Source organism: Corticicoccus populi (assembly GCF_042686195.1).
Classification (GTDB): Bacteria; Bacillota; Bacilli; order Staphylococcales; family Salinicoccaceae; genus Corticicoccus; species Corticicoccus populi.
Genome location: NZ_JBHUOQ010000001.1, coordinates 272,271 through 289,148, shown reverse-complemented (window position 1 = coordinate 289,148; position 16,878 = coordinate 272,271). Strand labels below are relative to the sequence as shown.

Below are 16,878 nucleotides of genomic sequence, written 5' to 3'. Positions count from 1 at the left end.
ATTATATTTACATGTATGATATAAATAAAATTAATCTTTTAAATAACAGTTATAGGTGGTGTCTATATCATTAATTTAGATTTATACTATGTATTCCACATTACAGCGGTTGAAAAGAATTTTTCTAAAGCAGCAAAACGTCTTTTTATTACACAACCAAGTGTCAGTCATGCGATCCGGCAGCTTGAGAACGGTCTTGGTGTCTGTTTATTTAAGAGAACTTCTAAGGGCGTATTAATCACGCCGGAAGGAAATGTGCTGTTTCAGTATACAAGTCAAATATTTGAGTGGGTCAATCAGGCGGAAAATGCCATCTTCTCCATGAAGAATTTAAATTCCGGCACACTCTCAATCGGTGGCAGCGACTCCACCTTCAAACACTATCTGCTTCCGTATATTCAATCATTTCAAGACTTATATCCGGATATCCACATTCAGTTAAGACACGGTTCTACACCTGAAATTATTAATAAGCTATCGAATCAGCAGATTGATATCGGCTTTGTCCACCTCCCTGTTCAGGCAGAACACATAGAAATCAATCATTTTATGGATATTGACAGTGTATTTGCCGGTGGAAAAAACTACAGATATTTAAACGAAAAGATACTTACACTTGAAGATATTAAAAAATATCCATTGATTTCTTTTTCAGAAGGAAGCAGTTCGAGAAAATTTCTTGATCAGTTATTTCAAAGATCACAACTCGAAGTTTATCCGGATATTGAGGTGGGCAGTGTAGAGCTCTTAATTGAAACCGCAAAGATGAATATGGGAATTGTATTTATCACAAAAGAATTGATTCAGAATCACCTGAATTCTGGTGAGTTATTTGAGATTTCTGTTGATATTCCAATTGAAAAAAGAAAAATCGGTGTTGCAGTAAATCAAAATATGCCGCAGTCTGTCACTGTAAATGAATTTCTTAAACATATTAACCAGTCGGTTTAAAATTTATAAATTCCCAAGTGTTTTTCATACCCGATAGAACCCGCCTTCATATATACTTAATCTATTGGAGGTGCACTTATGTTTTTAGCGTGGAAGGAAATTGTCCGTAATAAATTGAAATTCAGCCTTGTTGTTATGGTGCTTGTCATGATCAGTTATTTAGTCTTTTTATTATCCGGTCTTGCCGGCGGGCTCATGAATATGAACAGGGAAAGTATCGATCTCTGGGAATCGGATGCCATCGTCTTAAATGATGATGCCAATAATACGATTGCCCAGTCTTTTATTTCAGAAGATGAACTGCCGGATATTGATGAGAACAATACATCAATTATTCAGACATCTTTAATTGTTTCAAATGAAGATAATGAGGAGTCTGCATTCTTATTCGGTGTTGAAGATGATACATCTTTTATCATTCCATCACTTGAATCCGGGGATATGTTTGAAAATACCGGTGAGGTAATTGCGGATGCTTCATTAAAAGAAGAAGGATTTGAAATCGGTGACGAATTGTCTCTCGCAAGCAGTGATGAAACCCTGGAAATCACAGGATTCACTGAAAGTGCAAAATACAATGCGGCGCCCACAATGTACAGTTCTATGGATACTGTGAGAGAGATTAATCCCATGTACGGTGATGATACAGTCAGTGCAATGGTGATTCAGGGTGACACCGGTGATGTTGAACTTGATGATTCTCTGGTCATGATGCCGACAGAGGATTTCATCAATGAACTGCCAGGATATCAGGCACAGAACCTGACACTTAACTTTATGATTATATTTTTATTCGTAATTTCTGCACTGGTCATTGGTATCTTCCTATATGTTATCACCCTGCAGAAACGACAGCTGTTCGGTGTGTTAAAAGCACAGGGCTTCACCAACGGTATGCTCGCAGCATCTGTTTTCGCGCAGACTTTGATATTATCCATTATTGGTACAACCATCGGACTCGGTCTGACATTAGTCACCGGACTCTTTTTACCGGATGTTGTCCCTGTTACTTTTGATTATGTGACACTGAGCCTTTATGCAGTCGTGCTGATTCTTGTGGCACTTTTAGGCGGTCTGTTGTCCGTGTCTTCAATTAGAAAAGTCGATCCTCTGGAAGCGATTGGTTAGGAGAGAGAATATGCTTAAATTTGAAAATGTTACTAAAACGTTTAATGACGGCAGCTCTACTATCGAAGCTGTCAAAGACACCTCTTTTTCACTTGAAGCGGGTGAGTTCGTTGCGATTATCGGTCCTTCCGGATCAGGGAAAAGTACACTGCTCACAATGGCCGGTGCACTTCAGACACCGTCCGACGGTGAAATTACTATAGACGGTGAAAAAATATCACAGTTAAGCCAAAAACAGCTCTCTAAAATCCGTTTATCCAAAATCGGTTTTATACTTCAGGCAAGTAATCTGGTCCCCTTCCTGACTGTTGAAGAGCAGTTTAAGCTGCTGAAGAAAAAGAAAGATGATGTCATGTCGGACGAATCACTGAATGCGTTGTATGATCAGCTGAAACTGAATGATATTAAAAATCAGCTGCCGGGGGAAATATCCGGCGGGCAGAAACAGCGTGCTGCGATTGTTAAAGCACTGTACACCAACCCGGCAATTATACTGGCTGATGAACCCACCGCTTCACTCGATACCGAAAACGCACTCAGCGTCGTAAAAATTTTAAAAGAACAGACAAAAGCACAGAACAAAACATGCATCATCGTGACACATGATGAACGGCTGACAGAGTACTGTGATAAAGTATTTAAAATGACAGACGGCGTTTTCGAGGAAATAACATGAGAAAAGAAGCAGAATCACTTTGGGCACATCATAAATATGAGGTGATGTTTCATTCACAGAAACACTATGATTTAATCCGTGAAACATTGAAAGCGACAGATGATATTCATGAAATAGAGCGTTTAATTAAAGATGCGCTCAATGTACCCCCGTCAAAAGGTTCTGTGTTAAACGCATTCGATCATATGTGGGGATACTTCAAAAAGGTCTGTACTGATGATGAGAAAGAAATGTATAAAAAGCTGAAAGCAAAATTTACAGAATCTCAAAGTACAGAAGAAGATTTACTCAACTTCATAAAACAACAGGCTGAAAAATATGACACAGAATATTTACTGCAGTCATCAATACTAAAAGAGACTTCCTGATATCAGGAAGTCCTTTTTATTAAGCCGTAGTATACAGGTGAAATTTATTTTATTCCTCTTCTAAAATCGGTGCTGTATACTGTTCGTCGGGCAGGAGTGATTTATAATTTTCAGGTCCCGCTTCACGTTCGACGAGTTCTTTCTTCGCATCCTCTATCACTTCAGGATTGTTAAATAAATCAATCACTGAACTTGCGATGGACTCCCCTGCATAAAGCATGCCTTTTTTTGCATAAGACAATGTTCCCTGGGAAACGACCTGCCAGGTATGGAACGGTGTGCCGAATGACCATGTTGCTGCAACCAGCTGTGCGGTCGGTACGACCCAGCTGACAGAACCGACATCAGTGGATCCGGATCCTTTAGCATACTCGGGTGCTTCACGGTACGGTGCAGTTTCATGAACAAGCGGACGTTCTTTAAAGACTTCGGCGAGTGTCTTTCCTGTTAGATTTTCTGCAAAGTTTTTATCTTCATCATTCAGTGTATTGAAGTATTCTTTTGCCTTACTGACTTCCTCTTCCGTATATCTTTCTGTCTCGAGGGCATTCATATTTTGATGAAGCAGTTTATCAAGAACAGAATTCTGTACAAGGTTTGAGCATGCGCCCTCTACTTTATAAGTCATTTCAGTTTCTGTCATCAATACAGCACCTTCTGCGATTTTAGTCAGTCGTTTAAACAGACTGCGTGCCTGTTCAGCCCGCGGTGCACGGACAAAATAAGACACTTCCGCATCTCTCTGCACAACATTCGGAGACTTGCCGCCGGTATTGGTCACTGCATAATGCACACGTGCTTCATCAATCATATGCTCCCGCATATAGTTGGCACCGATATTCATCAGTTCAACCGCATCCAGTGCACTTCTCCCGAGTTCGGGGGATGCTGAAGCGTGGGAACTCTTTCCTTTAAACGTAAATGTCGCATGAATCACAGCTAAAGATGGACCATTAAATAGTGAATTCAAATAATGCGGATGCCATGAGAAGGCTGCATCAACATCATCAAATAATCTTGCTTTAACCATATACGTTTTAGCGTAACCGCTCTCCTCTGCCGGGCAGCCGAAATATTTCACTGTGCCTTCAATATTTTCCTTCTCCAAATATTCCTTTACTGCAACTGCTGCACTCATCGCACCGACACCAAGCAGATTATGTCCGCAGCCGTGACCATGGCCGTCACGTTCTACAGGATCATATTCAGTCACACCTGCTTTCTGGCTCAATCCCGGCAGTGCGTCATATTCCCCGAGAATCCCGATGACAGGCCCCTTATTTCCAAATGTCGCCGTGAATGCTGTCGGAATATCTGCAACACCGCGTTCCACAGTGAAACCTTCTTTTTCCATAAAATCTGCAGAGTATGCGGATGACTTTGTTTCTTCAAATCTGATCTCCGGGCACTCCCAGATCTGATCACTGATTTCAAAAAAAGCATCTCGTTTTTCCTCAATAATTGCTCTAATTTTTTCTGTTACCTCTGACATAAAATCACTCCATATTTAAGATTTTCATTTCTTATTCTTACGATATTTCGAAAATATATACTCAAAATATCCCGTTCCGAATAAAATACCTGCCACAATAAATATAAAACCTGTAATCTGTTCTGTCGTAATGATTTCATTCAGGAAAATACTTGAAAATATCAGTCCGAACAAAGGCACCAGATTATTAAATACGACTGTATTGCTTGCACCGACTTTTTGAATAGAAGCATTGTAGATAATATAGCCGAGTGCAGTCGCACCGACCGCCGACATGATTAACAGTACGTATATATACATAGAATGCGGTGCAGTGATTTCTTTAACACCTTCAAAATCCAGGACAAAACTTAAAATCAACAGACCGAACGAGCCGATAAGCATCGACCAGGCTGTCACCTGTCTCGAATCCATCGTTACAGTTACCTTACGTGTAAATATAAAACCAAGCGCCTGGGCGACCATAGAGATAAATACAACCAGTTCGCCTGTGCTCATATTAAATGAAGTAAAAGATGCCCCCTGAATAAAGAATACGCCGGCAAACGCCAGGACAAAACCAAGAAATTTCAGCCGTGTGACAGCTTCTTTTAAAAACAGTGTTGCGAACAGGGCTGTTGTAATCGGGACGAGCGCGAGAATCAGCGCTGCACTCGATGCATTAATTGTCTGAAGACCCACCGCAAGCAGCAGATGGTGCAGGATGACACCACAGACTGCACTGAGCACAATAAGCAGAAATTCATTTTTAGTTGCCCGTCTGAAAGATTGTGTCATTCTGATAAACAAATATGCCGTGATTGAGGCAATTGTTACTCTGACTGCAGTCATCGGAAGCGGCGGCAGTTCATCGACCAGCACTTTTAATATGACCACATTCAATCCCCAGATCAGCATCACCAGTATAACCATTAAATAATTGAACAGAAGACTGTCTTTTTTCAAATCATCCCCTCTTTCAAGCTGTAATATTAGACATTATCTCATATTTCGAACATTCAGTATTTAAATCTCAAAAATTTTTCGAAATAAATATTTACATATTGTATCATTCCCCGTTATACTCCATATAATTGGAAACATTAAGGAGGATGCATATTGCAGAACAGGGTCGTTGTATTATTAGTATTTGCGGTAATCGCAATATCTTTTGCGGCAATTTTCGTTAAACTTTCAGAAGCACCGGCAGCAGTCATCAGTATGTACCGGATGTTGTTTTCAACCGTACTGATTATGCCCTTCGCTTTTAAATACAGAAAAGAATTGTCGGCATTAAATTTAAAAGACTGGACAGCACTCATATTTGCAGGCCTGTTCCTTGCCATGCACTTTGCATTCTGGTTTACATCCCTCGAGATGACCACAGTGGCAAGCTCCACACTCATCCTTGCCCTGCAGCCGATTGTTGCGATGTTTGCAGCATTTTTATTTTATAAGGAAAAAATGAATCTACAGACCCTTACTGCGACAGTCATATCGTTCTTCGGTATATTAATTGTCAGCTGGGGTGACTTTAATACTGAAAATTTAACAATGCTTATAGGTAATATTCTGTCATTCCTCTGTGTCCTTGCGATTGTCATTTACTTAATGATCGGCCAGCGTGCGATGAAAAAGTTAACTCACTGGATTTACAGTTTCATCGTATTCGGCTTTTCGGCAGTATTTTTAGTGATCTATAATTTAATTACTGAAGACAACCTGATTCACTACTCAAGCAATGAATGGATTTTATTTATACTGCTCGCAATTTTTCCGAGCTTTGCCCATGTTGTTTTTAACTACTTGCTCACACTGGTGACACCGACGACCATTTCTATCAGTGTACTTCTTGAACCGGTCGGTGCATCCATACTTGCGGTGTTAATCCTCGGTGAACATTTAACTGTCATCCAGATGATCGGCGGCAGCATTGTCCTTGTTGGTGTTTACCTGTATTTATTTGAAGGCAGGAGAAAAACAAGAAAAATAAAATAGAGAGCACGCTCTGCCGGGAAATTCCCGTAGGACATGCTCTCTATTTTATTTTAAGAAATTTCTTTGCCGGTCATATCCTTATAATCCCTGCACATTATTTCCCATGATTTTTCAATGCTGTCATCAAGACCGAATAATCCGCTTCTTCCGACAATATATATATCCGGGCCAGCCTGATCAATACGCTTAAATGATTTACGGTTGGAAGACCCGTCCATTTCTATCACGTACTGATAGCCTTTTTCTTCACGCAGTTCTCTTAATGCCGTGATTTTATCGAGTGTACTTTCAATGAAACGCTGTCCGGCAAATCCCGGATCAATCGTCATGATGGTAATCTTATCAACAAGTTCAATATACGGGAAGATATGCTCTATCGGTGTTTCCGGGTTTAAAACAACACCTGCTTTCAGTCCCGCATCATGAATTTGATCAATCAGCCTGAACGCGAGTCCGTCCAATACTTCAGCATGCATGCAGATCCATTCACATTTAATATCGATCAGCTGCTGAACCCAGAAACTCGGATTCGTTACCATTAAGTGTGCTGAAACGGGAAGATCACTTATTTTTCTTAATTCTTCTATAAACCACGGGGACAGTGTAATATTCGGAACATAATGCCCGTCCATAATATCGATATGATATGAATCTGCGTGGTCATTCAAAAATGTAATCTGCTCTTTAAATTTATCTAAATCCATCGTCATTAAAGATGGTGAAAACTCTACTTTTTTCATCTTTATATACGGCTCCTTTTGTATGTTTAAATCTCATATATCTGCTTCAAAATATTTAAACCAAATTTCTGCTTAAGTAATTTTAATATCATCCAGATCAATGTCTTCTTCATCGTCTTCTGTTTTTTCAACGACAGGCTGATCCGTTACATTTTTCTTGAGTAGTGCCAACGCAAGTGCTGTGACCACAATGTTCACTGCCAGTGCTGCGACACCTGACATTGGATTGGTCATTGTCGGAAGCATTAGTACACCGCCGAAAGGTACTGTCGCATCAGCTCCGAGAAGCATAGATACCGCACCCCCTGCTGCACCGCCAATCGCAGTCGCGAGAATACAGCGGACAATATCATTCATGACAATTGGTATAACACCCTCGACAATATTGATAAAGCCCATCGGTACTGCTGATTTTAATGCTTCAGTTTCAAGTGGTGTGTAGATGGTTTTTCCGAATAATTTCGCAACAAAAAATGCAAGTCCGAATCCAATCGGTGTTGCTGTATTTACAAGCTGAAGTGCAGTGATCGGCTGGTTAATACCTTCCGCCTGCATCGTCAACACAAAGGCAAACACTGTTTTATTGATCGGTCCGCCGTAGTCAATACCACTTAAAATACCGACTACCCCGCCGAACATCAAGAGTGATGAATTACCTAAGTTACTAAGTGCACTTGTTAAAAGATTAGTCAATGCAGCAATCGGAACTCCAATGACGTATACCATCATCAGTCCGCCGACAATAGAAGTAATGAACGGAATGATTAATGTCGGCATTAAACCTTTTGCCCATTTAGGTACTTTGAAATATTTTAAAACGGCCATAGCAAGGTAACCTGAAATAAATCCCCCGATAATACCGCCGATAAAGCCTGCTTCAATCGAAATTGCTGTCAATCCGATAATAAAGCCCGGCGCAATCCCGGGTTTATTCGCAATTGAGTATGAGATCCCTGTCGCAATGACTACAGGTAACAATCCAAGACCTGCACCACCCATTGTGGCAAGCCCGTCCCAGAAAGAAAATTCCCCCTGCACCAATACATCCTGACTCGTACCGCCGAACCCCATACCGATAGCGATTAAAAAGCCGGCACCACAGACAATGGGTATCAGGTAGGAAATTGCTGTCATCAAATGACCTTTTAAGTTCAAGTTTTTAATTTTAGCCATTGTATTTATCCTCCTCCGGATGTTATTTTCCTTCTTCAATCACTTCGACAGCTTTTTTAATCAGCTTATTCGGTGACTTTACTGCGATTTCTGTCGGTACTTCGATAATTCTTTTGCCGTCAAATCGTTCACGCCCGGCCACTTTCACATCCGCTGCAAGAATAACAATATCCGCTTCTTTAATCTGTGTTTCCGTCAGTTCATTTTCCGTACCAATAGTTCCCTGCGTCTCCACATGAATCTCGTGTCCCGCCTTCTGACCTGCATTTTCAAGTTTCTCCTGCGCGATATACGTATGTGCAATCCCAACTGTACACGCTGCAACACCTACTATTTTCATCACTAAAACCTCCTTTAATTTTTAAAAGCCTGTATAACATCTTCTTCTGTTTTCGCATCAAGCAGCTTTTCAATCACTTCATCATTTCCAAGTTTTCTTGCGAAAAGAGAGAGTAATTTCAAATGGTTTTTCGCACCGTCATTATCGTTCCCGACTGAAAATAAAATAATTCCCTTTACACCATTGCCGTCAAGTGACTCCCAAGGAATTTCAGTTTCGTTAATACCGATTGCCACGCCTAATTTCTTTACACTGTCACTTTTACCGTGAGGAATCGCAATATAATTGCCAATCCCTGTCTGACCTTCAGCTTCCCGTGCGTAAATATCTTTCATAAATCCTTCAATATCAGTAATATATTCATTTTTCAAAAGAAGATCCGCCAGTGCTTTTAATGCCTCATCCTTACTGCTGACTTTCAAATCTGTTTTAATCGTATTTGTATCTAAAATTTCTGTAACTTCCATAACTGACACTCCCTATATTATTTTCCTGCTTCAATCACTTCGACTGCTTTTTTAATCAGCTTATTCGGTGACTTTACTGCGATTTCTGTCGGTACTTCGATAATTCTTTTGCCGTCAAATCGTTCACGCCCGGCCACTTTCACATCCGCTGCGAGAATGACAATATCTGCTTCTTTAATCTGTGTTTCCGTCAGTTCATTTTCCGTGCCGATAGTTCCCTGTGTTTCCACATGAATCTCGTGTCCCGCCTTCTGACCTGCATTTTCAAGTTTTTCCTGTGCGATATACGTATGTGCAATCCCAACCGTGCACGCTGCAACACCAACTATTTTCATCATCTATTCCTCCATTTTTATAATTTGATAAAATTCATCTTCTTCCGCTTCAAACAACTGCTCTAACAAGTCCTCATCCGCAAGCATTCTTGTGAACGATGAAATTCTTTTCTTTACATCAAACTGTTCGTCTTCTTTCAATAGAATGACAACTGCCAGTCTGATGGCGACAGGCGTCCCGCCCCATACAGGAATGCTGTTTTTTATTTGAAGAACCAGAACCTTACTTTCTTTAATAAAATCACTCTCTGCATGCGGCAGCACTGCGTGTTCAGAAATCAGTGCACTTCCTAAACGCTCCCGTTGTTCAAACTGTTGAACGAGCCTGTTCCTGCTTTCGGGATGATTCGGAAATACACGCTCTGAAACAAAATCGTATAATTCAGCTTCATCTTTTATGTCACAGCCGGTAAAAAGTTTAAATAATACTTTATCTTTCATGATAAATCGCCTCAATTACTTTCTGCAGTCTTCTCTGGTCATCATTTGTGAACATTGCACTGACTAAAAGAAAATGCTTCGGCACTGCACCGTCAATATGAATCGTACTCAGCACTAATTCCACATCTGAATATCTGTCTATAAACATATTCAAATCCCTGGTTGAAACAACATCTACAATTTCCAGTTCAGAAAATTTCTTTGAAACTTTTGCTTTTAACAATTCTGATGTACCGATTCCCGTAGTACACATAATCAATGTTTTAATCGGCTGTTGAAACTGCGTGGTTTCAATGATTTTGGCAAAATACAATGTGACAAAGCCATTCTCGTCATCATTAATTTCTTTTAGACCAAACTGCCTGCTCACACTATCTGAAACTTCTTTGACATGTAAAAATATCTGTTCGTATGTCACTTTAATCTGATCCAGCAGACTGTTATTCACCCGGATATTATGTTCCAGCCTGTTAAGCATCGGCTTAATATGATTGGCTAAATCCAGAAAGATTGACTGCGTATCAATATGGATGCCGAGTCTGATACTCATCTCACTGATGTATTTTTCAGTCACTTTGATGACTTCCGGTGACAGAGCAGTTCCGGTGTTAATGGTTCCCTGCATTCTTGAAGACACTAAATATTGATATAAAAAGTACACTTCAATTTCAGGAAGACTTTGATTTAAATATTTTTCAATATGATTAATGGTCGAACTTGCTGCCTGATATAAATTCAAGTCATTTTTCATAGTCTTTAATTCTTCGTCTGAAACCGTGTCTGTATATAAAAGTGAAGGCTGTTTTCTTGAACGGCTTAATATAATGTACAAGTGTGAAAATATATTTACGTTGTAAGGATACGGAATCGTAATATCCAGTTCCCGTTCAATATTCCTGAGCTGGTCCAGGATAAAAAGAACATCGTATCTGTTGAAATTTAATGATTCATTACTTTTTAAATCATCAATATCAATGACATTAAAAATCTCAATGCTGTCTTTTACTGCTTTTCTGATATTGACCTCATCACCGATAATTGAAAGGGTTCTGTTTTTTCTTTCTAAAACCAGATTATATTTTCTAAGCTTTTCACTCATCACCTGCTCATCAGTGAATATCACGGAATCACCGACATAGTAACTGTTGTAGAGTTTAAATATATTAATCGGCTTCGGAGATGATAACAACAGTTCCTCCATCACACGATTGCGCCTTTCCTCCGGGGAAAAATCCTGATCTTTATATTTCAAATTGCCTTTTCGGGATTTAATATATTTCTCATAATCCAGCTTGTATCCTCTTCCTTTTTCAGAAAGAATCAACAAACCGTTGTCAAAATCATCATTTATTTTTTTAATTAAACGGTAAATCGTTTTTTGAGAAGTACTCAGTAAATCCGCCAGACTTTCCGAGGTCACATAATCCTCGTTTTTCGAAAGAAACATTAGAATTTTTTGTTCTCTATTTTCTTTTTGACTCATAGCGCCCCTCCTCTTTTTTCATATTAACTGATTTATTCGAAAACGCTTCCCTGTATATTGTCCGTTGCAGTGGACAATTCATTTTAAAATCATATTATACTCCGAAAATTAAAATTCTTTTTATTACTGTACGTAAAAAAGCCTTGAGAATCACAATATTCTTTAAGGTTTAATGAACGCCGATATTCTTTTGTGCTTTCAATAAAATAATTTTCAAAACTGCTTATTACTGAACGAATCAGGGTATAAGATAGTATTAAAATATAAAGGATGTGTCTACTATGTGGCTCGCTTTAGTTATCATTGCCGGCGCTGTATTACCAGCTGTGGCAATCGGTTTTTTAATGCAGATTCGGGAATCTGGAGACAATAATGAGGATAAGCACGCGTAGTTAAGACCAGATTTAAAGGAGACCGTCTATGGATAAACAATACAAAAAAAGCGTGTCTGCATATCATCAGACCCTTCGGACTGAAATTAACAGCCGCCCGGAAACAGTCTTTGAATACCTCGGTACAACAAAAGGAATATCACAATGGTTTCCTGAACTTTCATTTAAGGAAACAGACAATGGCTTGAAACTCTTGTTTGACCTCGGTGACGGTACATTTGAGGAGATGGATGTATTAATATATGAGCCTTCTTCAAGAATAAAATTCACCTGGGACATCGGCGAAGTGGATATCACTTTAAAAGAGAATAATGATCAGACCATATTCACATTACAGGAAAAAATGCCGCTTGAATTCGAAAGAACAGCGGATGACTTTACCGGCTGGAGGTTCCAGGTCGGGAATGTTAAACATTTGATTGAAGAAGGATACACCCAGCCGTTTGACAGAGATCAGATAAAAATCGAAGAACAGAAACTGCAGGAAAAACTAAACTCCATTTAACCATGTTTAACCCTTATAAAAAGACACCGCCTGATGATTTTTACTCATTAGGCGGTGTTTTATTCTAAACAATTCTATTTTTCATCATCATCGAGCGGCACAGGTGGTCTCTGATCCAACGGAATCTTCCAGTACCACCACTTAAACATCCTTGCAACAACAAAACATGCGACACTCGCAATGGTGAATATGCCAACGAAAGTCCAGTGCTGTCCTAAGAGAAGCATAAACGGTCCTGCCGACCATGCAAATAGTTCAATCGGTGTATTTAACGGTCCGACAATCGCTGTATCTGTTAATGTTTTTGACTTGTTTTTAGGGTCAACAATTCTAAGCAGTGTTAAACCGACGGCAAACACACCCGTTGAATAGCCGTAAACAAATATTGAACGTTCAAACCAGCTCTCATAAGTCATACCAGGGCCAATCAATACCAATGCACCGACAACAACGACAATACCGGACAGTACCAGTAACGTCAAAGGCAGCCAGTACTGCGCGACAACCGGCAGCTGGATGGATGCCACTCCGAAGAATACAAGATAATCGGTTGCGGCACTTCCCAGCCGGTCAACCACTTTACTGTCTACGTATTTGTAAACGCCTTTTTCTCCTCTGCCGAGCAGGAGATACATCAAAAGCGCAATGATGAATGCTACTGTAAATGTCGGGAATTCAAGTCCCCATGTTTCTGATATGTAACTGTTTAATAAGTAACCGAGTCCTGCCGGCACAACTAAAAGCGCGACATGAAATACCAATGGGTCAATCGCAACCGGTGATACTGTTTCAGTCCCCATGGATACTCTCTTGTCTTTATTAATCAAGCCTGTTCTAAAATCCGATGAGATTTCAGAAAAATCTTTAACATAATGGGTATAGCCTTTTTTCGTCGCCCATTTGATGAAAATAAGTCCGCCGAAAATACCAACCAGTATACCGGCAGTTGCTGCGGTCATCGCGAGGTCTGTAGCATTTTCCCAGCCGAGATTTTCAAATGTATCACCGACTGCCGCCGCTGTTCCGTGTCCGCCGTAAAATCCTGAAGCAATCAATAAACCGAATCCATAGTTAATCTCAGGAACGATTCTTGAAATTACTAAAATCGAAAATGCGATAGGTACTGATAACTGCAAAGTGATAATCAGTACTTTATAAACTGCATATGCACCCATACGGTTTAAATCCTGTTTCATATTTCTTCTTGAAAATTTAAAGCCGTTAATCCCAATCGCAGCAAATACGAATATCGTAATTACACCCGCATACGAGCCTATTTCTCCTGAAAAAGGCAGTACATTTAAAAACTCCGGACCAAGCAGCAGTCCGAGAAACCCTGCGAGTAAACTTGCAGGGATGAAACTTCTCTGGAATAAAGTGATTTTCGAACGCAGAAACATCCCGATTAAAATCAGGATGCTCGCGCAGGCAAAATCAACCAGCAGTGTGTTGATTGTCATATTTTTCCTTCTTTCCTATTCTTCAGTCAAATCAATATAGTTTGTGGATCTCGTTCCTGTTGCCGGCGGTGCAGGATCAATTACTGAATCCTTTAAATCTAAAATTTCTTCAGGTCTGATCCATGGTCTTCCCTGAATAGCACTTGTCTCCTCATGCGTTAAATATCCTTTATAGGCTGTCAGACTTCTTCTAAGAAATCCATCTCTTACGACAGCTTCTTCCACCCCGTTATTTAATATAGAACGGATATGCGGCAGTACCGAAGCAGCATACGCAACAGATGTCGAATTTGCGATGGCACCCGGTATATTGCTGACACAGTAGTGGACAATACCTTCTTCAATATAAATGGGATCTTCATGGGTGGTTTCTCTGAATGACTCAATCGCACCATCTTCATCATTACTGATATCAACAATAACAGAGCCCTTTTCCATAAGAGAAAGCATGTCTTTATCAATCAAATAATCTTTGTTTTCTTTCGGCCACTTAACACAGTTAATCACCATATCAATTTCCGGAAGAAGTGCCTTAATATTCTGTTTCGTTGACAGCTGGGTGCTCACTTTTTCATTATAAGTTTTACCGATATCTCTCATGACACCATAGTTAACATCCATCACTGTACACCATGCGCCAAGAGACTGAAGTACCTGCAGTGCCGACTGACCGACTAAACCGCCGCCTAAAATCAATACTTTCATTCCCGGTGCACCCGCGAGACCGCTGACAAATTTACCTTTCCCTCCGTTAATGGTAAGCATCGCGTTTAAGCCCATCAATGCACCCTGTTTACCTGCCGCTTCACAGTTCACAGAACCATAACGGTGGGAATCTTCTGCTGTAATCGCAATACATTTACTGTCGAGAATCGCCTGCACCTGATCCTCGTGGGCAGCAGGATGAATACATGTGTAAAGAATATGATTTTCTTTTAACAGACCATATTCAGTGTCATTCAACTCTTTCACTTTAGTAATAAAATCACTGCGTCCGTACATCTCCTCAGCAGATTCAACAATTTCAGCACCTGCTGCTTCATACGCTTCGTTTGAGAATCCTGCAGACAGCCCCGCGTCCTTTTGAACCAGCGCAGTGTGCCCGTCTTCACAGATTGTTTCTATCTCGAGCGGTGTTAAAATCACCCGGTATTCACCCGGCTTGTTGTCTTTCAGTAAACCTAAAATCATAAATCTTCCTCCAAAATTTTGAATCATATATACTTTAAAATATCTGAAATTATGAAATCATTAAAATAATATAATATTTATATTATATTTTGTTTTGAGTTAAATTTCAAAACTTTTTTTGACACTTCCCTTTAAGTAGTGAAATTACATTTTATTTACAGACGGCAGACGCATTGTAAATACGGTGAAGAATGCTATAATCAGATTAATACTATGATTATTTTATGTCACACTATTTATCATTCAATATTAAAACGTCACTAGTCTTCTAGTGACGTTTTAATTTGTGGAAAGGCGGAATATACATGACAGCAAATGAGAGACGTAAAATTGTATCTGTTGTACTGTTTACATCTTTTGTTTTTTCATTCAACCAGTTTTTACTCATCACAGCATATCCGACAATCATGAGAGAGTTTGATATCACTGCGACTCAAGTCCAGTGGCTGACGACCATATTTCTGATTACAACGATTGTAATTCTGCCGACAACAAGTTACCTTTCAAATACATACACTTCAAAAGCTCTGGTGATATTCTCGATTTCATCTTTTATCATTGGGAGTATCATCGGTTACACTGCACCGACTTTTCTTATCCTGATTATCTCAAGAGTCGTTCAGGCAGTCGGTGCTGCGATTATGCTGTCCCTTGTACAGACTGTCATCATCAGCGTATATCCGAGAGAACGGCGGGGATCTGCGATGGGACTGCTGGGTGTCGTCGTAAACGTCGCACCTGCCAGTGCCCCGCCGATTGCCGGAATCATCATAGACTTCGCCGGCTGGCGTGCCCTTTATTTAATGTTGATTCCATTATCCGTTATTGCATTAATCATGGCGGTCTTTTTTATGAAGGATGTCTTTGAAAGGAAGAACGTTTCACTTAAATTGTCTTCATTAATTGTCGGCAGTATCGGGTTTTTCAGCTTTACACTCGGTATCAGCAACATCAGTGTATACGGCTTTACACATCTTTATACTGTCCTGCCGCTTTTGATTGGAATGATCAGCCTTGCAGTATTCTTTATCCGTCAATTAAAGGAAACACAGCCTATTTTAAACTTGAGACTGCTTTTAAATCCGATTTTCACTCTTGGAACTGTGCTGTTATTCCTAAATATTATGCTGCTGCTCTCTGTTGAAACCATTATTCCAATGCTCGCACAGGATGTGCTCGAAACATCCGTATTTGTATCCGGAATGATTCTTGTGCCGGGTACTGTTGTTCTCATTATTATGACTTACATTGCCGGAAAACTTTATGACGCATTCGGGCCAAAACGCGTGATTATACCGGGTCTTGTGATGTCAACAGCTGCACTGGTATTACTATGGACCGTCGAACTTCATACACCGCCCTTAATTATCACAGCATATTTCTGCTTATTTATGGCAGGGTTCGGCTTAACGATTATGACTTTCCAGACAGTTGCGATGAACTCAGTGGACGGGAAAGACGTGCTGGATGCTTCCGCACTCGTTAACATTATGAGGCAGTTTTCACTGGCGCTCGGTGTAATATTATTTACAACAATTATTACAATGACAATGGAAGCATCAAACCTGCCTGAACAAACAGCAATGCTCAACGGTATGCACCGTGCATTTATATTAATGATTATTATCTCATCATTTTCGATTCTTCTCTCCCTTTACTTTAAAAAAGGAAGAACTTGATGATTCAACTAACAAAGAAGCAGACATTCATTTGAATGCCTGCTTCTTCTCTTTATTACTTTCAACACCATTCATAAAAT

The 16,878-nt window shown here is 39.9% G+C and carries 18 protein-coding genes and 1 pseudogene; 8 read left to right on the top strand and 11 right to left on the bottom strand.

The window, feature by feature from the left end; genetic code table 11:
- Nucleotides 1-42: 42 nt before the first annotated feature.
- The 5 genes and pseudogenes from ACFSX4_RS01585 to ACFSX4_RS01565 all read left to right on the top strand — a co-directional run.
- Nucleotides 43-240: pseudogene (locus ACFSX4_RS01585) on the top strand (helix-turn-helix domain-containing protein); the annotation flags it as partial.
- A gap of 15 nt (nt 241-255) precedes the next feature.
- On the top strand, nt 256-951 hold the full coding sequence (locus tag ACFSX4_RS01580) for a LysR family transcriptional regulator substrate-binding protein (RefSeq protein WP_377770872.1): 696 nt from the start codon (nt 256-258) through the stop codon (nt 949-951).
- Between the two features lie 78 nt (nt 952-1,029).
- On the top strand, nt 1,030-2,079 hold the full coding sequence (locus ACFSX4_RS01575; RefSeq protein ID WP_377770870.1) for an ABC transporter permease: 1,050 nt from the start codon (nt 1,030-1,032) through the stop codon (nt 2,077-2,079).
- Between the two features lie 10 nt (nt 2,080-2,089).
- Nucleotides 2,090-2,755, top strand: coding sequence for an ABC transporter ATP-binding protein (locus ACFSX4_RS01570; protein ID WP_377770868.1), 666 nt, complete (start codon nt 2,090-2,092; stop codon nt 2,753-2,755).
- Complete coding sequence (locus ACFSX4_RS01565) at nt 2,752-3,123, top strand: YbgA family protein (RefSeq protein ID WP_377770866.1); 372 nt, start codon at nt 2,752-2,754, stop codon at nt 3,121-3,123. The genes ACFSX4_RS01570 and ACFSX4_RS01565 overlap by 4 nt, the downstream gene beginning before the upstream one ends.
- Nucleotides 3,124-3,172: 49 nt before the next feature.
- Here the strand turns inward: ACFSX4_RS01565 and ACFSX4_RS01560 are convergent, their stop codons facing one another.
- Nucleotides 3,173-4,615: a M20 family metallopeptidase gene (locus tag ACFSX4_RS01560; RefSeq protein WP_377770864.1), complete on the bottom strand. Its 1,443-nt coding sequence runs from the start codon at nt 4,613-4,615 to the stop codon at nt 3,173-3,175.
- 24 nt (nt 4,616-4,639) lie between these two features.
- Nucleotides 4,640-5,560 (bottom strand): DMT family transporter, encoded by a 921-nt coding sequence (locus ACFSX4_RS01555; RefSeq protein WP_377770862.1) that lies wholly within the window; start codon nt 5,558-5,560, stop codon nt 4,640-4,642.
- A 153-nt stretch (nt 5,561-5,713) separates the two neighbouring features.
- On the opposite strand from ACFSX4_RS01555, the gene ACFSX4_RS01550 reads away from it, so the two are divergent.
- A complete protein-coding gene (locus ACFSX4_RS01550; RefSeq protein ID WP_377770860.1) occupies nt 5,714-6,592 on the top strand; it encodes a DMT family transporter in 879 nt (292 codons plus the stop codon).
- Nucleotides 6,593-6,642: 50 nt separating this feature from the next.
- Here ACFSX4_RS01550 and alsE read toward each other — a convergent pair whose 3' ends face one another.
- From alsE to ACFSX4_RS01515, 7 genes are all read right to left on the bottom strand, one after another.
- Nucleotides 6,643-7,332: a D-allulose 6-phosphate 3-epimerase gene (gene alsE / locus ACFSX4_RS01545; RefSeq protein WP_377770858.1), complete on the bottom strand. Its 690-nt coding sequence runs from the start codon at nt 7,330-7,332 to the stop codon at nt 6,643-6,645.
- A 72-nt stretch (nt 7,333-7,404) separates the two neighbouring features.
- Nucleotides 7,405-8,505 (bottom strand): PTS fructose transporter subunit IIC, encoded by a 1,101-nt coding sequence (locus ACFSX4_RS01540; protein WP_377770856.1) that lies wholly within the window; start codon nt 8,503-8,505, stop codon nt 7,405-7,407.
- Between the two features lie 22 nt (nt 8,506-8,527).
- On the bottom strand, nt 8,528-8,845 hold the full coding sequence (locus tag ACFSX4_RS01535; protein ID WP_377770854.1) for a PTS fructose transporter subunit IIB: 318 nt from the start codon (nt 8,843-8,845) through the stop codon (nt 8,528-8,530).
- 14 nt (nt 8,846-8,859) lie between these two features.
- Nucleotides 8,860-9,312: a PTS sugar transporter subunit IIA gene (locus ACFSX4_RS01530; protein ID WP_377770852.1), complete on the bottom strand. Its 453-nt coding sequence runs from the start codon at nt 9,310-9,312 to the stop codon at nt 8,860-8,862.
- 17 nt (nt 9,313-9,329) lie between these two features.
- Nucleotides 9,330-9,647, bottom strand: coding sequence for a PTS fructose transporter subunit IIB (locus ACFSX4_RS01525; RefSeq protein WP_377773411.1), 318 nt, complete (start codon nt 9,645-9,647; stop codon nt 9,330-9,332).
- A 3-nt stretch (nt 9,648-9,650) separates the two neighbouring features.
- Nucleotides 9,651-10,088, bottom strand: a complete 438-nt coding sequence (locus ACFSX4_RS01520) for a PTS sugar transporter subunit IIA (RefSeq protein WP_377770850.1) — start codon at nt 10,086-10,088, stop codon at nt 9,651-9,653.
- Nucleotides 10,078-11,571, bottom strand: a complete 1,494-nt coding sequence (locus tag ACFSX4_RS01515) for a BglG family transcription antiterminator (RefSeq protein WP_377770848.1) — start codon at nt 11,569-11,571, stop codon at nt 10,078-10,080. Before ACFSX4_RS01515 ends, ACFSX4_RS01520 begins: the two co-directional genes overlap by 11 nt.
- A gap of 420 nt (nt 11,572-11,991) precedes the next feature.
- Here ACFSX4_RS01515 and ACFSX4_RS01510 point away from each other — a divergent pair, with 420 nt between their 5' ends.
- Complete coding sequence (locus tag ACFSX4_RS01510) at nt 11,992-12,468, top strand: hypothetical protein (RefSeq protein ID WP_377770846.1); 477 nt, start codon at nt 11,992-11,994, stop codon at nt 12,466-12,468.
- 74 nt (nt 12,469-12,542) lie between these two features.
- On the opposite strand, the gene ACFSX4_RS01505 is transcribed toward ACFSX4_RS01510, so the two are convergent.
- Nucleotides 12,543-13,928, bottom strand: a complete 1,386-nt coding sequence (locus ACFSX4_RS01505) for a sodium/glutamate symporter (protein WP_377770844.1) — start codon at nt 13,926-13,928, stop codon at nt 12,543-12,545.
- 15 nt (nt 13,929-13,943) lie between these two features.
- A complete protein-coding gene (locus ACFSX4_RS01500; protein ID WP_377770842.1) occupies nt 13,944-15,119 on the bottom strand; it encodes an alanine dehydrogenase in 1,176 nt (391 codons plus the stop codon).
- A 305-nt stretch (nt 15,120-15,424) separates the two neighbouring features.
- On the opposite strand from ACFSX4_RS01500, the gene ACFSX4_RS01495 reads away from it, so the two are divergent.
- Nucleotides 15,425-16,798 (top strand): MFS transporter, encoded by a 1,374-nt coding sequence (locus ACFSX4_RS01495; protein WP_377770840.1) that lies wholly within the window; start codon nt 15,425-15,427, stop codon nt 16,796-16,798.
- Nucleotides 16,799-16,878 lie beyond the last annotated feature (80 nt).